The organism is Pseudomonas marincola, from assembly GCF_900116605.1.
In the GTDB taxonomy this organism is placed as follows: domain Bacteria; phylum Pseudomonadota; class Gammaproteobacteria; order Pseudomonadales; family Pseudomonadaceae; genus Aquipseudomonas; species Aquipseudomonas marincola.
This window is the reverse complement of record NZ_FPBC01000008.1, coordinates 169,772-186,824: the sequence shown is the minus strand read 5'-3', so window position 1 is coordinate 186,824 and position 17,053 is coordinate 169,772. Positions and strand designations below refer to the sequence as shown.

The 17,053-nt window shown below is 57.5% G+C and carries 16 protein-coding genes; 14 read left to right on the top strand and 2 right to left on the bottom strand.

The features are described 5' to 3' along the window. Positions 1–2: 2 nt before the first annotated feature. The 3 genes from ftsA to lpxC all read left to right on the top strand — a co-directional run bounded on the left by ftsA (position 3) and on the right by lpxC (position 3,533). Entirely contained in the window at positions 3–1,250 is a 1,248-nt protein-coding gene (ftsA, locus tag BM395_RS14605; protein WP_069897865.1) for a cell division protein FtsA, read from the top strand. Positions 1,251–1,306: 56 nt separating this feature from the next. Beyond that, entirely contained in the window at positions 1,307–2,509 is a 1,203-nt protein-coding gene (ftsZ, locus tag BM395_RS14600) for a cell division protein FtsZ (protein ID WP_069897864.1), read from the top strand. Positions 2,510–2,621: 112 nt separating this feature from the next. After that, positions 2,622–3,533: a UDP-3-O-acyl-N-acetylglucosamine deacetylase gene (gene lpxC, locus BM395_RS14595; protein ID WP_069897863.1), complete on the top strand. Its 912-nt coding sequence runs from the start codon at positions 2,622–2,624 to the stop codon at positions 3,531–3,533. Positions 3,534–3,627: 94 nt separating this feature from the next. Here the strand turns inward: lpxC and BM395_RS14590 are convergent, their stop codons facing one another. Further along, positions 3,628–4,083 carry a DUF721 domain-containing protein gene (locus BM395_RS14590; RefSeq protein ID WP_069897862.1) on the bottom strand — a complete coding sequence of 152 codons (456 nt, stop codon included), beginning with the start codon at positions 4,081–4,083 and terminating at the stop codon, positions 3,628–3,630. A gap of 79 nt (positions 4,084–4,162) precedes the next feature. On the opposite strand from BM395_RS14590, the gene BM395_RS14585 reads away from it, so the two are divergent. The 6 genes from BM395_RS14585 (at position 4,163) to BM395_RS14560 (ending at position 11,980) form a co-directional block, all read left to right on the top strand. Next, positions 4,163–5,092, top strand: a complete 930-nt coding sequence (locus tag BM395_RS14585) for a M23 family metallopeptidase (RefSeq protein ID WP_069897861.1) — start codon at positions 4,163–4,165, stop codon at positions 5,090–5,092. Between the two features lie 118 nt (positions 5,093–5,210). Further along, positions 5,211–7,946 (top strand): preprotein translocase subunit SecA, encoded by a 2,736-nt coding sequence (secA, locus tag BM395_RS14580; protein ID WP_090513065.1) that lies wholly within the window; start codon positions 5,211–5,213, stop codon positions 7,944–7,946. A 138-nt stretch (positions 7,947–8,084) separates the two neighbouring features. Next, a complete protein-coding gene (gene argJ / locus BM395_RS14575) occupies positions 8,085–9,302 on the top strand; it encodes a bifunctional glutamate N-acetyltransferase/amino-acid acetyltransferase ArgJ (protein ID WP_090513062.1) in 1,218 nt (405 codons plus the stop codon). A 101-nt stretch (positions 9,303–9,403) separates the two neighbouring features. Then, complete coding sequence (locus BM395_RS14570; protein WP_090513060.1) at positions 9,404–10,027, top strand: glutathione S-transferase family protein; 624 nt, start codon at positions 9,404–9,406, stop codon at positions 10,025–10,027. 3 nt (positions 10,028–10,030) lie between these two features. Next, positions 10,031–10,978 (top strand): Nudix family hydrolase, encoded by a 948-nt coding sequence (locus BM395_RS14565; protein ID WP_090513057.1) that lies wholly within the window; start codon positions 10,031–10,033, stop codon positions 10,976–10,978. A 66-nt stretch (positions 10,979–11,044) separates the two neighbouring features. After that, positions 11,045–11,980 (top strand): AEC family transporter, encoded by a 936-nt coding sequence (locus BM395_RS14560; RefSeq protein WP_090513195.1) that lies wholly within the window; start codon positions 11,045–11,047, stop codon positions 11,978–11,980. On the opposite strand, the gene BM395_RS14555 is transcribed toward BM395_RS14560, so the two are convergent. Beyond that, complete coding sequence (locus tag BM395_RS14555) at positions 11,937–12,689, bottom strand: phosphatase PAP2 family protein (RefSeq protein WP_170860599.1); 753 nt, start codon at positions 12,687–12,689, stop codon at positions 11,937–11,939. The genes BM395_RS14560 and BM395_RS14555 overlap by 44 nt on opposite strands. Positions 12,690–12,892: 203 nt before the next feature. Here BM395_RS14555 and BM395_RS14550 point away from each other — a divergent pair, with 203 nt between their 5' ends. The 5 genes from BM395_RS14550 (at position 12,893) to BM395_RS14530 (ending at position 17,044) form a co-directional block, all read left to right on the top strand. Beyond that, positions 12,893–13,576: a response regulator transcription factor gene (locus BM395_RS14550; RefSeq protein ID WP_090513055.1), complete on the top strand. Its 684-nt coding sequence runs from the start codon at positions 12,893–12,895 to the stop codon at positions 13,574–13,576. Beyond that, entirely contained in the window at positions 13,566–14,834 is a 1,269-nt protein-coding gene (locus tag BM395_RS14545; protein WP_090513052.1) for a sensor histidine kinase, read from the top strand. The genes BM395_RS14550 and BM395_RS14545 overlap by 11 nt, the downstream gene beginning before the upstream one ends. Before the next feature lie 126 nt (positions 14,835–14,960). After that, positions 14,961–15,650 carry a class I SAM-dependent methyltransferase gene (locus BM395_RS14540; protein ID WP_090513050.1) on the top strand — a complete coding sequence of 230 codons (690 nt, stop codon included), beginning with the start codon at positions 14,961–14,963 and terminating at the stop codon, positions 15,648–15,650. A 32-nt stretch (positions 15,651–15,682) separates the two neighbouring features. After that, positions 15,683–16,072, top strand: coding sequence for a diacylglycerol kinase (locus BM395_RS14535; RefSeq protein ID WP_090513047.1), 390 nt, complete (start codon positions 15,683–15,685; stop codon positions 16,070–16,072). Positions 16,073–16,150: 78 nt separating this feature from the next. Next, positions 16,151–17,044 carry an RluA family pseudouridine synthase gene (locus BM395_RS14530; protein WP_090513044.1) on the top strand — a complete coding sequence of 298 codons (894 nt, stop codon included), beginning with the start codon at positions 16,151–16,153 and terminating at the stop codon, positions 17,042–17,044. Positions 17,045–17,053: the final 9 nt, after the last annotated feature.

Here is a 17,053-nt window from a genome sequence, read left to right as displayed (position 1 = left end):
AAATGGCAAACGTGCAGAGCGGAAAGATGATCGTTGCTCTCGACATCGGCACTTCGAAAGTAGTGGCGCTGGTGGGTGAGGTCGCGGCTGATGGCCAGCTGGAAATCGTCGGTATCGGTACTCATCCCTCGCGCGGCCTGAAGAAGGGCGTCGTGGTCAACATTGAGTCCACCGTGCAGTCGATCCAGCGTGCGATCGAGGAGGCCCAGTTGATGGCAGGCTGCCGGATTCACTCGGCGTTTGTCGGCGTTGCCGGCAACCATATCCGCAGCCTGAACTCCCACGGGATTGTCGCCATCCGTGATCGTGAGGTCAGCCAGGCCGACCTCGAACGCGTACTCGACGCTGCTCAGGCCGTTGCAATTCCTGCTGATCAGCGGGTTCTGCACACGTTGCCGCAGGATTACGTGATCGATAACCAGGAAGGCGTTCGCGAGCCGCTGGGCATGAGTGGCGTTCGTCTCGAAGCCAAAGTGCACGTTGTTACCTGTGCAGTGAATGCAGCGCAGAACATCGAGAAGTGCGTGCGCCGCTGTGGCCTTGAGGTTGACGACATCATCCTTGAGCAACTGGCTTCGGCTTACGCGGTACTGACCGATGACGAGAAAGAGCTGGGCGTTTGCCTGGTCGATATTGGCGGCGGCACCACCGATATCTGCATCTTCACCGAAGGCGCAATTCGCCACACAGCGGTGATTCCGATTGCCGGCGATCAAGTCACCAACGACATCGCCATGGCGCTGCGTACCCCTACGCAGTACGCCGAAGAAATCAAAATTCGTTACGCCTGCGCATTGGCCAAGCTGGCCGGCGCGGGCGAAACAATCAAAGTCCCGAGCGTAGGTGATCGTCCGCCGCGCGACCTTTCACGTCAGTCTTTGGCTGAAGTGGTCGAGCCGCGTTATGACGAACTGTTCACCCTCATTCAGGCGGAGCTGCGGCGCAGCGGGTACGAGGATCTGATCCCAGCCGGGATCGTTCTCACCGGTGGCACCGCGAAGATGGAAGGCGCAGTCGAGTTGGCGGAAGAGATCTTCCACATGCCGGTTCGTTTGGGTTTGCCGTTGAGTGTCAAAGGGCTTGCTGATGTTGTACGCAACCCGATTTATTCGACCGGTGTGGGGTTGTTGATGTACGGGCTGCAGAAGCAGCACGACGGCATCTCGATGTCATCGATCGGCAGTTACAGCGACGAGGCCAAGGCTCCTGTACTTGAGCGCTTCAAGCGTTGGGTCCAGGGAAATTTCTAAAGTAAAACCGCATCTGCAGTAGGCGTTACAACTAGAAAGTAAAAAGGAGAGGGAAAATGTTCGAACTCGTAGACAACATCCCGCAAACAGCGGTCATTAAAGTAATCGGTGTCGGCGGTGGCGGCGGTAACGCAGTCAACCACATGACGACTTGCAACATTGAAGGCGTCGAGTTCATCTGCGCCAACACTGACGCACAAGCCCTGAAGAACATTGGTGCGCGCACTGTTCTGCAACTGGGTACCGCTGTGACCAAAGGTCTGGGCGCTGGCGCCAATCCTGAAGTCGGCCGTCAGGCTGCAATGGAAGACCGCGAGCGTGTAGCTGAAGTCCTGCAAGGCTCCGACATGGTGTTCATCACCACGGGCATGGGTGGCGGTACCGGTACCGGTGCAGCGCCTGTAATTGCTCAGGTTGCCAAGGAAATGGGGATTCTGACCGTTGCCGTGGTAACGCGTCCGTTCCCGTTCGAAGGCCGCAAGCGTATGCAGATCGCTGACGAGGGTATTCGTGCCCTGTCTGAAAGCGTCGACTCGCTGATCACTATTCCTAACGAAAAACTGCTGACCATCCTCGGCAAAGACGCCAGCCTGCTGTCGGCATTCGCCAAGGCTGACGATGTTCTCGCCGGTGCCGTGCGCGGTATCTCCGACATCATCAAGCGCCCGGGCATGATCAACGTCGACTTCGCCGACGTTAAAACCGTCATGAGCGAAATGGGCATGGCGATGATGGGTACAGGTTGCGCAAGCGGCCCGAACCGCGCTCGCGAAGCCACTGAAGCGGCTATCCGCAACCCGCTGCTGGAAGATGTAAACCTGCAGGGCGCCCGTGGCATCCTGGTTAACATTACCGCCGGTCCTGACCTGTCGCTGGGTGAGTACTCCGACGTGGGTAACATCATCGAGCAGTTCGCATCCGAGCACGCGACCGTCAAGGTCGGTACCGTGATCGATCCGGACATGCGTGATGAGCTGCACGTCACCGTAGTGGCTACTGGTCTGGGTGCCAAGCTCGAGAAGCCGGTCAAGGTTATCGACAACACCGTTCAGGTCTCGACCGCTCCAGTGTCGAACAACGCTCAAACTCCAGCGCCTGCGCCGGTGCGTAATGAGCACACCGTCAACTACAAGGACTACGAGCGTCCGACCGTTCAGCGTCAGAGCCACAGCGGTGCGGCCACAGCCGCTAAGCTCAATCCTCAGGACGATCTGGACTATCTGGACATCCCGGCATTCCTGCGTCGTCAGGCCGATTAATGAAATGTATCAGGAGCATTGGGACGATTGGTGTTCAGCAAAGGCCGGTTCTGCTATTATCGCCGGCCATTGTTGAAAACAATTCGCAACTAGCGCTATAGCGGCCAAGCCCATGATTAAACAACGCACCCTGAAGAACATCATCCGCGCCACTGGCGTTGGCCTGCATTCCGGGGAGAAGGTATACCTGACCCTGAAGCCGGCACCTGTGGACACGGGTATCGTGTTCCGTCGTACCGACCTTGATCCCGTCGTGGAAATTGCCGCGAACGCGGACAACGTTGGTGAAACCACCATGTCGACCACGCTGGTCAACGGTGATGTCAAGGTGGATACGGTTGAGCATTTGCTTTCGGCCATGGCTGGCCTGGGCATCGATAACGCCTACGTCGAGCTCTCCGCATCCGAAGTGCCAATCATGGACGGCAGCGCGGGTCCATTTGTATTCCTGATTCAATCGGCGGGTTTGCAAGAGCAGGAAGCGGCTAAGAAGTTCATCCGCATCAAGCGCGAAGTGACTGTGGTCGAAGGCGACAAGCGCGCCACGTTCGTCCCGTTTGATGGTTTCAAAGTGAGCTTCGAGATCGATTTCGATCATCCGGTTTTCCGCAATCGTACGCAGTCGGCCAGTGTCGATTTTTCCAGCACATCTTTCGTCAAGGAAGTGAGCCGGGCTCGCACATTCGGTTTCATGCGTGACATCGAGTTCCTCCGTTCGCAGAACCTTGCGCTCGGTGGCAGCGTCGATAACGCAATTGTGGTGGATGAGTTTCGCGTACTAAACGAAGACGGCCTGCGTTATGAGGACGAATTCGTTAAGCATAAGATTCTCGATGCAATCGGTGATCTTTACCTGCTCGGTAACAGCTTGATTGGTGAGTTCCGTGGTTTCAAATCGGGTCACGCCCTGAACAATCGCCTGCTTCGTGCTTTGATCGAACAGACGGATGCCTGGGAAACTGTGACATTCGATGATGCCAGCAGCGCACCGATCTCCTACATGCGCCCGGTTGCGGCGGTGTAAGTAATAAACTCTCTTCTTTTTGTTTTCGGGGCCACCTTCGGGTGGCCTCTTTTTATTCGTCGCCAGCCAACGCCGGCAAGTTTCCCCGAAGGATTTACTCGGACGGGGTTACATGTTTGGCCAGGCGCTCTAATGCGGCTCGCAGTTTTGGATCGCTGATGCTATCGGCGGTTTCCTGGATGTTTTCTGCGGCGCTGGCCGATAAACAAAAAGTGCGACCGGGTACACGCCTTTCGGCAGTCGGTGGTTGCACCTTGAAGTGTATCTTGGTTAAGGTCGCGAACGCTTCGAGCGCCTGCAACTGTTTAAGCAGGCGTCGTTGCTGGTAACGCAGGCGGGTGGCCCAATGGCCATCGGTGACAATTAGCAACAGGCAGCCGTCACGCCACGATGCTATATGGCAGTGTTCACGGGCAGCTGGCTGTAACTGGCTCTCAACAAGTTGCTGCAGCTGATCAAGCTTCTGAGCTTGATGGAACAGCGCTTTGAGTGGCTTCACTTCACGCAGTAGCGCGGAGGTGGCCTTGGCCGGTAAAGGGCGAAACGTCATGGCTGAACGCCTTGAATTGTGAAGCCGTCATGGTAGCAGAATACCTGCTGCCAGCTTTGGCTTCACCAGAGGGGAAGTTGTGCAAATAATCTTATTAAGTCGGCGCCACGGCGCCGCTCGTACGGTGAGTCTGGACATGCGCTGGATGGCCTTGGGCCTGGCGATGTTTCTGGCTGTATCGTTGAGCATGGGGGCCGCATTTGCGACCTGGATCCATGCGCCGATAGACACCGCAATTCTACAAACTGCCGAAGTCACGCAGGCGCTTGATGAACAACGTGCCGAGGTCGGTGAAGTGCGCGTCGATGCGCAGCGCCAACTGGATGCTTTCGCCGGCCACGTTGCCGAATTGCAGGCACGCCTGACGCGCCTGGATGCGCTGGGTGAGCGCTTGACCGAGCTGGCTGATCTGGACTCGAGCGAGTTCGATTTTTCGCTGAATGTGGGGCAGGGCGGGCCGGATGATGCTTTGCAGGAATCGGCCTACGCACCGCCATCATTCATGAGCACACTGGACGATCTGGCGTTGCAACTCGACAGCCGCGAAAGCCAGTTGCAGGTGCTTGAGCAGTTGCTGGCTGAGCGTCGTCTCAGCGAGTCTGAATACCTCGCCGGTCAGCCGGTTTTGCAAGGCTATATTTCATCCCATTATGGCCGCCGTACAGACCCGTTGACCGGGCGCTCCAGCGTGCATAAAGGTGTCGATTTCGCCGCCAAGGCCGGCAGTCCGGTGGTGGCCGTGGCCGCAGGGGTTGTGACCTTTTCCGGGGTCAAAAGGGGCTACGGCAATGTGGTCGAAATCAGCCATGCCGATGGTTACACAACCTTGTACGGGCACAATCGTCGTAATATGGTGCAGGTCGGGGATCTGGTCAAACGTGGCCAAACTATCGCTCAGGTAGGCAGCACAGGACGCTCCACTGGGTATCATGTGCACTTCGAAGTAACCAGTAAAGGTCGAGTGGTCAACCCCACCACTTACATCGCGCGAGTGAGCGAAGAACAATAACGCTACTTTCCTGATTGCCTTTTCCGAGTAGAATGCCTCCTTCGCAAGCAGCCTTCAGGGCTGCATGGGCGACTGTAGGGCCGCCCTCCATCCATACGTGTGGGAAGAACCTGTCGATATGTTTGCGCCTTTGTTAAAGAAACTCTTTGGAAGCAAGAACGAGCGTGAAGTTAAGCGCATGCTCAAGACGGTGCAGACCGTCAATGCCTTCGAGGAGCAAATCCTTGCACTCTCGGATGAGCAACTACGTGCCAAAACAGATGAGTTCAAATCCCGTTTAGCCAAAGGCGAGACGCTTGATCAGCTGTTGCCTGAAGCGTTTGCCGTAGCCCGTGAGGCTGGTAAGCGTGTAATGGGTATGCGCCACTTTGACGTGCAGTTAGTGGGCGGTATGGCCCTGCACGAAGGCAAAATCGCTGAAATGCGCACCGGTGAGGGTAAAACCCTGGTGGCAACCCTGGCGGTATACCTCAATGCTCTGTCTGGTAAAGGCGTGCATGTTGTTACGGTGAACGACTATCTGGCCCGTCGTGACGCCAACTGGATGCGCCCGTTGTATGAATTCCTCGGCATGAGCGTTGGCATCGTCACGCCTTTCATGCCGCCGGAAGAGAAGCGCAGCGCCTATGCTGCCGACATCACCTACGGCACCAACAACGAATTCGGTTTCGATTACCTGCGCGACAATATGGCGTTCAGCCTGGATGAGAAATTCCAGCGCGAACTCAATTTCGCGGTAATCGACGAAGTCGACTCGATTCTGATCGATGAGGCGCGTACGCCGCTGATCATCTCGGGTCAGGCCGAAGACAGCTCCAAACTCTACAGCGAAATCAACCGTCTTATTCCGACCCTCAAGCAGCACATCGAGGAAGAAGAGGGCGTGGTGACTCAGGAAGGTCACTACAAGGTCGACGAGAAAACCCGTCAGGTCGAACTCAACGAGCAGGGCCACCAGTTCATCGAAGACATGCTCACTCAGGCCGGCTTGCTGGCTGAGGGTGAAAGCCTCTATTCGGCGCACAATCTTGGCTTGCTGACCCACGTTTATGCGGGCCTGCGTGCTCACACGCTGTTCCAGCGCAACGTTGAATACATTGTGCAGGATGGTCAGGTTCTGCTGATCGACGAACACACCGGCCGGACCATGCCGGGCCGTCGTTTGTCCGAAGGCTTGCATCAGGCGATCGAAGCGAAGGAAGGCCTGAACATTCAGGCAGAGAGCCAGACACTGGCCTCGACCACCTTCCAGAACTACTTCCGTCTGTACAACAAATTGTCCGGCATGACCGGTACTGCTGACACCGAAGCGTTCGAATTCCACCAGATCTACGGTCTGGAAGTGATGGTTATTCCGACCAACCGTGCGTTGGCGCGTAAGGATTTCAACGATCTGGTCTATCTGACTCAGGACGAGAAATACGCCGCCATCATTGCCGACATCAAAGAGTGTCAGGCGCAGGGTCGTCCGATTCTGGTCGGTACTGCCACCATCGAAACCTCCGAACACGTTTCCCGCCTGCTCGACAAGGAAGGCATGGAGCACAAGGTGCTCAACGCCAAATTCCACGAGAAGGAAGCTGAAATTATTGCTCAGGCCGGTCGCCCTGGCGCACTGACTATTGCCACCAACATGGCCGGTCGTGGTACCGACATCCTGTTGGGCGGTAACTGGGAAGTTGAAGTGGCTGCACTTGAGAACCCGACGCCTGAACAGATTGCTCAGGTCAAGAGTGACTGGCAGAAGCGTCACCAGCAGGTGATCGAGTCGGGCGGCTTGCATGTGATCGCTTCCGAGCGTCACGAGTCGCGTCGTATCGACAACCAGTTGCGCGGTCGTTCTGGCCGTCAGGGTGACCCGGGTTCGAGCCGCTTCTACCTGTCGCTGGAAGACAGCCTGATGCGCATCTTTGCCTCCGACCGCGTGAAGAACTTCATGAAGGCCCTCGGCATGCAGTCAGGCGAGGCCATCGAGCACCGCATGGTGACCAACGCCATCGAGAAGGCTCAGCGTAAAGTTGAAGGCCGCAACTTCGACATGCGTAAGCAATTGCTCGAGTTCGACGACGTTTCCAACGAACAGCGTAAAGTGATTTATCACATGCGTAACACGTTGCTGGCGTCCGACGACATTGGCGAGACCATTGCCGAGTTCCGCAAGGAAGTCCTCGACAGCACCATCAACGAGCATATCCCGCCGCAGTCATTGCCAGAGCAGTGGAACATCAGTGGTCTGGAAGATGCGTTGTCGACTGCTTTCAGCATTCAGTTGCCGATTCAGCAGTGGCTCGATGATGACCATCAGCTGTACGAAGAGACCCTGCGCGAGCGCATCCTGACTGAAATCGTTAATGCCTATAACGAGAAAGAAGATATGGCCAGTGCCGAAGCACTGCGTACCTTCGAGAAGCAGATTCTGCTGCGCGTTCTGGACGACCTGTGGAAAGATCACCTGTCGACCATGGATCACCTGCGTCACGGTATTCACCTGCGCGGCTATGCGCAGAAAAACCCGAAGCAGGAATACAAGCGCGAGTCTTTCGCCCTGTTCCAGGAACTGCTCGATTCGATCAAGCGCGATACCATTCGTGTGCTGTCACACGTTCAGGTCCGCCGCGAAGATCCGGCCGAAGAGGAAGCGCGTCTGCGCGCCGAAGCCGAAGCCATGGCTGAGCGCATGCAGTTCCAGCACGCTGAAGCTTCTGCCCTGAATCAGCCGCAAGCTGAAGCCGAAGAAGCTGAAGTAGCGGTGGCAGTTGCCCCGGCGCGTACCGAGCAGAAAATCGGTCGTAACGAGGCGTGCCCGTGCGGTTCCGGTAAAAAGTACAAGCATTGCCATGGCCAGGTGAACTAAGCAGGCGATAAGCACGCTACAGCGTTTATCATTGCTAGCCCGGCTATATACGCCGCGAACGGTTTACCGCTCGCGGCGTTTTACCATCCTCTGTGCGCTAGCCTGCGGCTGGCGCGTGTCTCGATAAGGAGCGCTTTCATGGCTGTAGGTCTTGGCCCGTTGTCTACTCTGCACCCGGTTGCAGGATTCGAACTTGGTATTGCCAGTGCGGGCATCAAGCGCGTCGGGCGCAAAGATGTAGTGGTCATGCGCTGCGCTGAAGGCTCCAGCGTTGCCGGGGTCTTTACCTTGAATGCGTTCTGCGCCGCACCGGTGATTCTGGCCAAGAAGCGGGTGTTGGGTAACGTGCGCTATCTGCTGACCAATACCGGCAATGCCAACGCTGGCACGGGTGAGCCGGGCCTCGCCAACGCCGAGCGTACTTGCGCCAAGCTGGCCGAATTGAGCGGTGTTGAGGAAAGCGCGGTGCTGCCATTTTCGACTGGGGTTATTGGCGAGCCATTGCCAGTCGAGAAAATCGAAGGCGCGTTGCAGGCCGCTATCGACAACCTCAGCGAGCACAACTGGGCGCAGGCTGCCGAAGGCATCATGACCACCGACACGCTGCCCAAGGGCGCGAGCCGTCAGTTCGAGCATGATGGCGTGACCATTACGGTAACGGGGATCAGCAAGGGCGCGGGCATGATCAAGCCGAACATGGCGACCATGCTCGGTTACATTGCAACCGATGCCAAAGTCAGCCAGGGCGTGTTGCAAGATCTGCTGCGCGATGCTGCGAACAAGTCGTTCAATCGCATCACCATTGATGGCGACACCTCGACCAATGATTGCTGCATGCTGATTGCCACCGGCAAAGCTGCGCTGCCGGAAGTGACTCAGGCCAGCGGCACGCTGTTCACTGCCTTGAAAAAAGCTGTGTTCGAAGTGTGCATGGAAGTGGCGCAGGCTATCGTGCGTGACGGTGAAGGTGCGACCAAGTTTGTGACCGTGGCCGTTAATGGCGGCGCGACTCATCAGGAGTGCCTGGACGTGGGTTACGCGGTGGCGCATTCGCCGCTGATCAAGACCGCACTGTTTGCCTCTGACCCGAACTGGGGCCGGATTCTGGCCGCTGTCGGCCGTGCTGGCGTGGCGCAACTGGATGTCAGCAAGATTGATGTGTTCCTCGGTGATGTGTGCATCGCCAGCCGTGGTTGCCGTGCGGCGAGTTACACCGAAGAGCAGGGCAGCGCCGTGATGGCGCAGGAAGAGATCACCATCCGCATCGAGTTGGGTCGTGGCACCTGCAGCGAAACTATCTGGACCACTGACTTGTCGCATGAGTACGTTAAGATCAACGCGGAATATCGCACCTGAGTCGGTGCTTTACTGCCACGGTTGATATTGTTGTTTTCAAATGACAAATTCAGGGACGCTTCGGCGTCCCTGTCTTTTGCAACCTGACCAAGGAACACCTCATGTCTCTGCAATTGGTGATTGGTGACAAGCGCTATTCGTCGTGGTCGCTGCGTGCGGCGCTGGCCCTGGAACTCACAGGCGCGCCTTACACAGAGCAACTGATTCTGCTCAATCGCCCCGACACCCAGGCGCTGATCCTCAAGCACTCACCCACTGCCAAAGTGCCGCTGCTGAAAACCGCAGATGGCCCGGTGTGGGATTCACTGGCGATTGCCGAGTATCTGGCTGAGTCTTATCCACAGGCGCACTTGTGGCCGCGTGAGCGTTATGCCCGGGCGCGTGCCCGCAGTGCTTGCGCCGAGATGCACAGCGCCTTCGTTGCACTGCGTACGCACATGCCGATGGACCTGCAGCGCAATGAAGCCTTGGCCGAGGTGCCGGAAGCGGTACGCGCCGACATTCAGCGGGTGTGTAACCTCTGGCTGGAGTGCCGCGAGCTGTTCGGGGCGGAGGGGCCTTATCTGTTCGGCAGCGTGAGCCTGGTCGATGCCTTCTTTGCGCCAGTGGCTTGCCGGTTGCGCAGCTATAAAGTCGAGCTGCCAGCGGTGGCGGAGGATTATGTGAACACCATCTATCAATGGCCGGCATTTCAGAAGTGGTATCAGGCCGCGCTAGAGGAGTAACGCTTGAAACGCATACACGTGGCGGCTGCGGTGATACGCGGCGCAGACGGCCGGATTCTGATTGCCAAACGCGCCGATACCCAGCATCAGGGCGGTTTGTGGGAGTTCCCGGGCGGCAAGGTCGAAGCCTCCGAAACCGTGCGTGAAGCACTGGTGCGCGAGCTGCAGGAAGAGCTGGCGATCAGCGTAATCAAGGCTCAGCCGCTGATTCAGGTGCAGCACGATTATCCCGATAAGCACGTGCTACTGGATGTCTGGGAAGTCAGTGAGTTTAGCGGCGAGCCGCATGGCGCCGAAGGGCAGCCGCTGGTGTGGGTCAGTGCCAGGCAACTGCTCGAGTATGAGTTTCCGCAGGCCAACCAGCCGATCGTTGCGGCCGCGCGTTTGCCGGAGCAATACCTGATTACACCGCAGGACTTGTCGGCCAGTGAGCTGCTTAATGGTATTCACCGGGCGGTCAGTCAGGGCGCAGGTTTGTTGCAGCTGCGCGCGCCGGAGATGTTTGATCCCGAATATCGCACGCTCGCACTGGACGCGATTGGCCTCTGCGCCGGGCGCGCACAGGTCATGCTTAAAGGCCCACTCGAATGGCTCAGCGATTTCCCGGCGGCGGGCTGGCATCTGACCAGCAAGCAACTGACTGAGCTGGCAGGTGGCGAGCGCCCGATTCCGGCCTCGCGCTGGCTTGCAGCCTCTTGCCATTCGTTGGCTGAGCTTGAGATGGCTGCGCAACTAGGCGTCGATTTCGTGACCTTGTCTCCACTGGCGGCGACGCAGACTCATCCCGAGGCCCAGCCACTGGGCTGGACGCTGTGTGAGCAATGGATCAAACAAACAAATCTGCCGGTATTTCTGTTGGGTGGCGTCGGCCCGGATGACACCGCACAAGCCCGAAATATGGGGGCGCAGGGCGTTGCGGGGATTCGCGCATTCTGGCCTGTGGCGTTATAAGCAGGCGATTGACTTGGGTGCTGTGATGTTGCGCAGTGCTGAATGGATGTTGGCAATGGCGATTTTATGGCATCAGTGCTTAGCGTAATCCTGCCGGTTTTTGCGCTCATCTTGCTCGGTTTTATTTGTCGGCGGCTGGAGTTGCTTGGGCCGACGGCAGCCTCCGAAATCAACCGCATGGTGGTCTGGCTGTGCCTGCCAGCCATGCTCTTCAATGCCACGGCGTCAGTCAGTTGGGCGCACTTCTGGGAGCCGGGCTTTATTGCGGCCTACACCGCGGGCACCATCGCTGTCTTCTTGATTACGCTGATCTGGCGCTGGCGCGTACACAAGAGTCTGGCCGATGCCAGCATTCAAGGCCTCAGCGCCTCTTATGCGAATACCGGATACATGGGGATTCCCCTGTGCATACTGGTGTTTGGCGATGCGGGTTTGCAGCCGGCACTGATTTCCAGCCTGATCGTAATCTGCGTGCTGTTTGCGCTGGCCGTTGTGTGCATCGAAGTGGCACTGCAAAGCGAGCCCAGCCTGTTTAATGCGGTGCGCAAAGTGGCGTTGGCCTTGTTGAAGAATCCACTGGTGGTCTCGCCCTTGCTCGGTGGCGTGTGGGCCGCCAGCGGCTTGAGCGTTGCGCTGCCGGCGCAGCGGGTGCTGGACTTACTGGCCGCGGCAACAGCGCCGTGTGCACTGATTTCGCTGGGATTGTTTCTCGCCCACAAACAGGTTGGTCGCAGCGATGGCAGCTTGCCGCTGGTTGCGCTGAAGCTGGTCGTACATCCGTTTCTGGTGTGGCTGCTGGCCTATCAGATACTGGATCTGCCGCCACTCTGGGCGCATTCGGCGTTACTGCTGAGCGCGCTGCCAACCGGCACCGGGCCCTTCATGTTGGCCGAGTATTACCAGCGCGACGCGGCGGTGGTGTCGCGCAGCATTTTGTTCTCCACGCTGGGCTCGCTGGTCACTCTGTCGCTGTGTCTGTTCGTAATCCAGTTGCATCCTTGAGTGGCGCTTTCGCCAGCGCCGGTCGGTAAAGGATCAGGTAGTAAGTACTCAAGCTGATCAGCCAGCAGATCAATAACGTCCAGACGTTGTGCGAGAGGAAGTGCGCCCCTTGCAGCATGCGCCCCACCGAAAAAATCGTGCCCACCGCGAGCACGCCAATCAACGCGGCCTTGGCGACGCGTGGCCGACGGTCGCGCCAGACAAAAAACAATGCCAGCCAGGAAAACCCGGTGCTTGCATGACCGCCCGGCCAGCAGCGCCCCGGCTTGTTGTTATCCGCCCGGCTGCTGAGCAGTGGCGTATGGGTTTGGCTGCCGCCGAACTCGGTAATGCTCCACGGGCAAGGCACATTGGTCAGCGCCTTGAGAGGTGTGATGACGCTGGTCGAAAGCGCAACCGCAAGCACCACGTAACTCAAAGGACGCCGCCAGTGTTTCAGCTTTGGCCTGAACTGGCAGGTGATCAGCGCGGCAATGGTGAGCAGGCCGCAGGCGATAATCAGCTGCTTGGCGTAGTCGTGCAGGACATCCTCAAGGAAAAAACTGTGGCCACCGATAAAGCCTGTTTGCGGGCTGTACATCATGTGCGCAATCGCCAGATCCAGCGGGCTGGGATCAACGCACAGCATCAGCGCCATCAACCCGAGCGGGATGGCATAGGCCAAACGAAAGTTGAATGGGCGTGGAATTGGCGGCAGCGTTTTGAGCATCAGCTCGAACCTTCTTGAACGGTCTCAGTCTGATGCGAAGTTTTAATCATGGGCTGTGAGTGCACTGTTATGCGGTTGTGAAGAAATCGTCAACGTCATTACTTGGCTGTGGATGCGCTGTTGGGGTTTTGACATGACGACTATTCGCCAGCCATCAGATGCCAGTATATTGATCGCTAATTTTGCAAGCCGAGGGCAGGTGTATGCGTATTCTGGTAGTCGAAGATAACAAGGATATTCTGGCTAATGTCCTCGATTTTCTTGCACTCAAGGGTTACACCGTCGACTGTGCACAGGATGGTTTGGGCGGCATGCATCTGGCCGTTACCGAGCAATATGATCTGATCGTGCTGGATGTGATGCTGCCCGGAATGGATGGTTTCCAGATTTGCCAACGGCTGCGTGAAGATGCCCGGCTGGAGACTCCGATCATCATGCTCTCCGCCCGCGATACGCTGGACGATCGCCTGCAGGGCCTAGGTGTTGGTGCCGACGATTATCTGGTTAAGCCGTTTGCATTGTCCGAATTGGTTGCTCGTATCGAAGCCGTATTGCGGCGCACGCAGGGCAGCCGCAAGCGCAAGATGCAGGTAGCCGATCTGGTCTACGATCTCGACACGCTGTATATCACCCGCGCTGGCCAGCCGATTAAGCTCAACCCGCTGGGGCTTAAACTGCTCGCCGTGTTGATGCAGAAAAGCCCGGCCGTGGTCCGTCGTGAAACCCTTGAAGAGGCACTTTGGGGCGATGATTGCCCAGACAGCGACAGCCTGAGAAGCCACATTCATCAATTGCGTCAGGTGCTCGACAAACCGTTCGATGTGCCATTGCTGCATACCATTCACGGCGTGGGTTATCGCTTGGCGGAGTCGCCCAATGGTGTCTAAACAACCCCTGATCCGGCGCATTGTCATCGCCTTTGTGCTGATGACAGTTGTGGTCAGCGGAATCTTCTCGGTGAGTATTGTCGCCACCGTGCACTTTGTTGAAGGGCATCTGGTGCCGCTGGAGCTCGATGGCGAACTGGATAACGTATTGGCGCCCGAGAATCAGGGCGTGTTGCGCCCGCGTCTGGATGGACGCACCCAGCTTTATGCAACCGGGCACGGCGCCGCATTTGCAATTCCGCCATTGTTTGCCAACGTCGAAACCGGCTACTCCGAAGTCACTGATGGTGATCATGCTTACTATGTGATGCGCCGCACCGTTGACGGGCAAGACTACATTCTGGTGCAGGAGCAGCACGAATTTGAAGAGCGCGAAGTGCTGCTCTACAAGATCGTTCTGAGTGGCTTTGTGTTGAGTGTCCTGGCGGCGTGGGGGCTTGGTTTAATGCTGGCCCGTCGGGTGATGGCGCCGGTAATTCGCCTGGCCAACCAAGTGCGTCACCGCGATCAACTGCATCCGCTGGCACCGGCGTTGGCACCGGATTATCCGGATGATGAAGTCGGACGTTTGGCCGCCTCATTCGACAGCACGTTGGGCCAATTACGCGGCACGCTGGAGCGCGAGCAGTTGTTCACCAGCGATGTCAGCCATGAATTGCGCACGCCGCTGATGATTATCTCGACCTCGTGCGAGCTGCTCACCGTGAGCAACAATCTCAATGCCCGCCAGCATGAACAGGTCCAGCGTATTCGTCGGGCCAGTGAAGATATGCGTGACTTAGTGGAAACCTTCCTGATTCTGGCGCGACGTAAAACCGATAAGCAGGTGCCTGGCGGTGAAGCAACGCTGGCCAGTGTTGCGCAGGAACAGATCCAGCAATGGGCGCCTGCGATTGAGGAGAAGGGGCTGAAACTCAGCCTGATCGAGGAGGCATCTGATGACGGTCACTACAACTCGTCATTTTTGCGTACGGTTATCTCCAACCTGTTACGCAACGCCATGCACTATACCGATCAGGGCGAGATTCGCCTGATTACCGGTAAGTGTGGTTTTCGTGTCGAGGACTCCGGCATCGGCATCCCTGAGGAGCTGCATGAATCCGTATTCCAGCCATTTGTGCGGGTTAACCAGCAGCGTGGCGAAGGCCTGGGCTTGGGTCTGTCACTGGTTAAAAGGGTGTGCGCGCATCAGGGCTGGCAGGTTTCGGTGCATGGCGGCGAGGCGGGCGGTACCGTGTTTGAAGTTAAACTGGCCTAAGGTTTCAGGGGTCATAAAACCTTAACTTAAGGCTGTTTCACGGAATTTTCTCATTGTCTTAACAGCCGTTTGATGCGCTTGCCCATAGTCTGCCTGTTACCAAAATCATTAACAGGGCAGGCTGCTGTGGCATCGAAGAACGTCGAACTTGATTTGTCGCCCAGCTATGACGCGGATCAGGATCGCGGACTTCCAGTACAGGAACAGGCTGGCCTCGTTCGGCGATTGTCGTTGTGGCGTGGGCAGAAGCTGGCGCGCAAAGCACTGCAACTGGCAGGTGAGCCGAATCTGGTGCTTGATTTTCCAACGCTGAAAGGCCGCTATTGGCCTTTGTTGGCGCATTTGCCGACCCGCGTCGTGCTTGCTGCAGATAGCGGCGAGCCGGACATAAGTCAGCTTATTGCGCGTTACCCGCGCTCGATTACCGAGCGGATCCAACCGCTTGCCGCCACCATGACCAGCATCCCGCTGGATGCCAATGCGGTCGACAGCATTTTCTGCATGCGCTTTATGCAGCAGCAACTGATCGATCCCGCCCAGCGCACGCAGATTCTTAACGAGTTTCACCGGGTCACGAGAGACACGCTGATCATCTCGCTGTGGGTCGATGGCAACTACAAGTCCTGGAAACGTAAGCGTCTCGAAGCCAGGCGGGCGGCGTTAGGCCAGTCCCGCGTGCGATCAGGGCGTAGTGTGGTTGCGCGCGGTGTGATTGAAAGCGAGTTCAAAACTGTCGGTTTCAATATTCTCGGCAGCTTCGATTTTCTCCCCGGCTACGCCATGTGGCGCGTTTATATCTTGCGCAAAAGCCACTGAGCGCGAGCAATTTGATAGTTAGGAAGGCACGGATGAATACGCAATCTCTGGCTGGCAATGCGAGCGAACTGAAAGGCCGCACCGGTATCCGGCGCATTTTCCAGGCCGCTGGTTATTCATGGGCCGGCTTGAAAGCTGCATTTTTTGGGGAGGCGGCATTTCGTCAGTTGCTGCTGCTCAGCGTGGTGTTGATCCCCGTTGCGTTGTGCCTGGATGTAAGCCGGGTTGAGCGCGCAATGCTGATTCTGGTGTGCCTGTTGTCATTGATCGTCGAGTTGATCAATTCGGCAATCGAGGCCACGGTAGATCGCATCTCGCTCGAGCTGCACCCGCTGTCCAAACAGGCCAAAGACCTGGGCAGCGCCGCCCAGTTTGTCGCCATGAGCATTATTGCCGTGACCTGGGCGTTGATCTTGCTCTGATTGCAGCGCAGCTGCGCTTTGACGTAGGCCGCGCGCTGCGGCCTAATGCGTGTCTGTCCGACTCGCTGATTGTTACTTATGTCTGTAAATGCCCGCTCTGCCTCCAATATGCGTCCCAGCACGGTTCACCTGCCGCAAGGCAACTGGCTCACCGTGCTCGATTGCTTGTGCGCGCATTTTCCGGCCATCAGCCGTGATGCCTGGCTCGACCGCATGGCCCGCGGGCGGGTGCTGAATGCCGATGGTTCGTTTGTTACAGAGACTCAGCCTTATCAGCCTGCGTTGCGCGTGCATTACTTTCGTGAGGTGCCGAGCGAGATTGTGATTCCTTTCGAGGAGTCGATCCTGTTTCAGGATGAGCATTTACTGGTCGCCGACAAACCGCATTTTCTGCCGGTGATGCCATCCGGCGGTTATGTCGAGCAAACCTTGCAAGCGCGCCTGTGCAAGCGTGTTGGCAGTGCTGATCTGGTACCGCTGCACCGCATCGACCGGCACACTGCCGGGCTGGTGCTGTTCTCGACTAACCCGCAAACCCGTGGCCAGTATCAGGCGTTATTCCGCGAGCGGCAGATGTTCAAACGCTATGAAGCGCTGGCGCCGGCGCTGCCTGAACTGGACTTTCCGCTGGTGCGCAAAACCCGTTTCGGGCCGGGTGAGCCGTTTTTTCGAATGCGCGAAGTGGCGGGCGAGGCGAACACCGAGACGCGGATCGAGGTCGCCGAGAAAATGGGCGAAATCTGGCGCTATGCGTTGTACCCGGTGACCGGCAAAAAGCACCAGTTGCGCGTGCATCTTGCCAGTTTGGGCGCGCCGATCTGCAACGACCCGTTCTATCCGGTTGTGACTGGCGCCCCCGATGATCCGGATGATTACTCAATCCCCTTGAAGCTGCTGGCCAAAGGGCTTGGTTTCAGCGATCCGGTGACCGGCGAGCAACGCCAGTTCGAAAGCCGCCTGACGCTCGATTAGGGCGGCTAA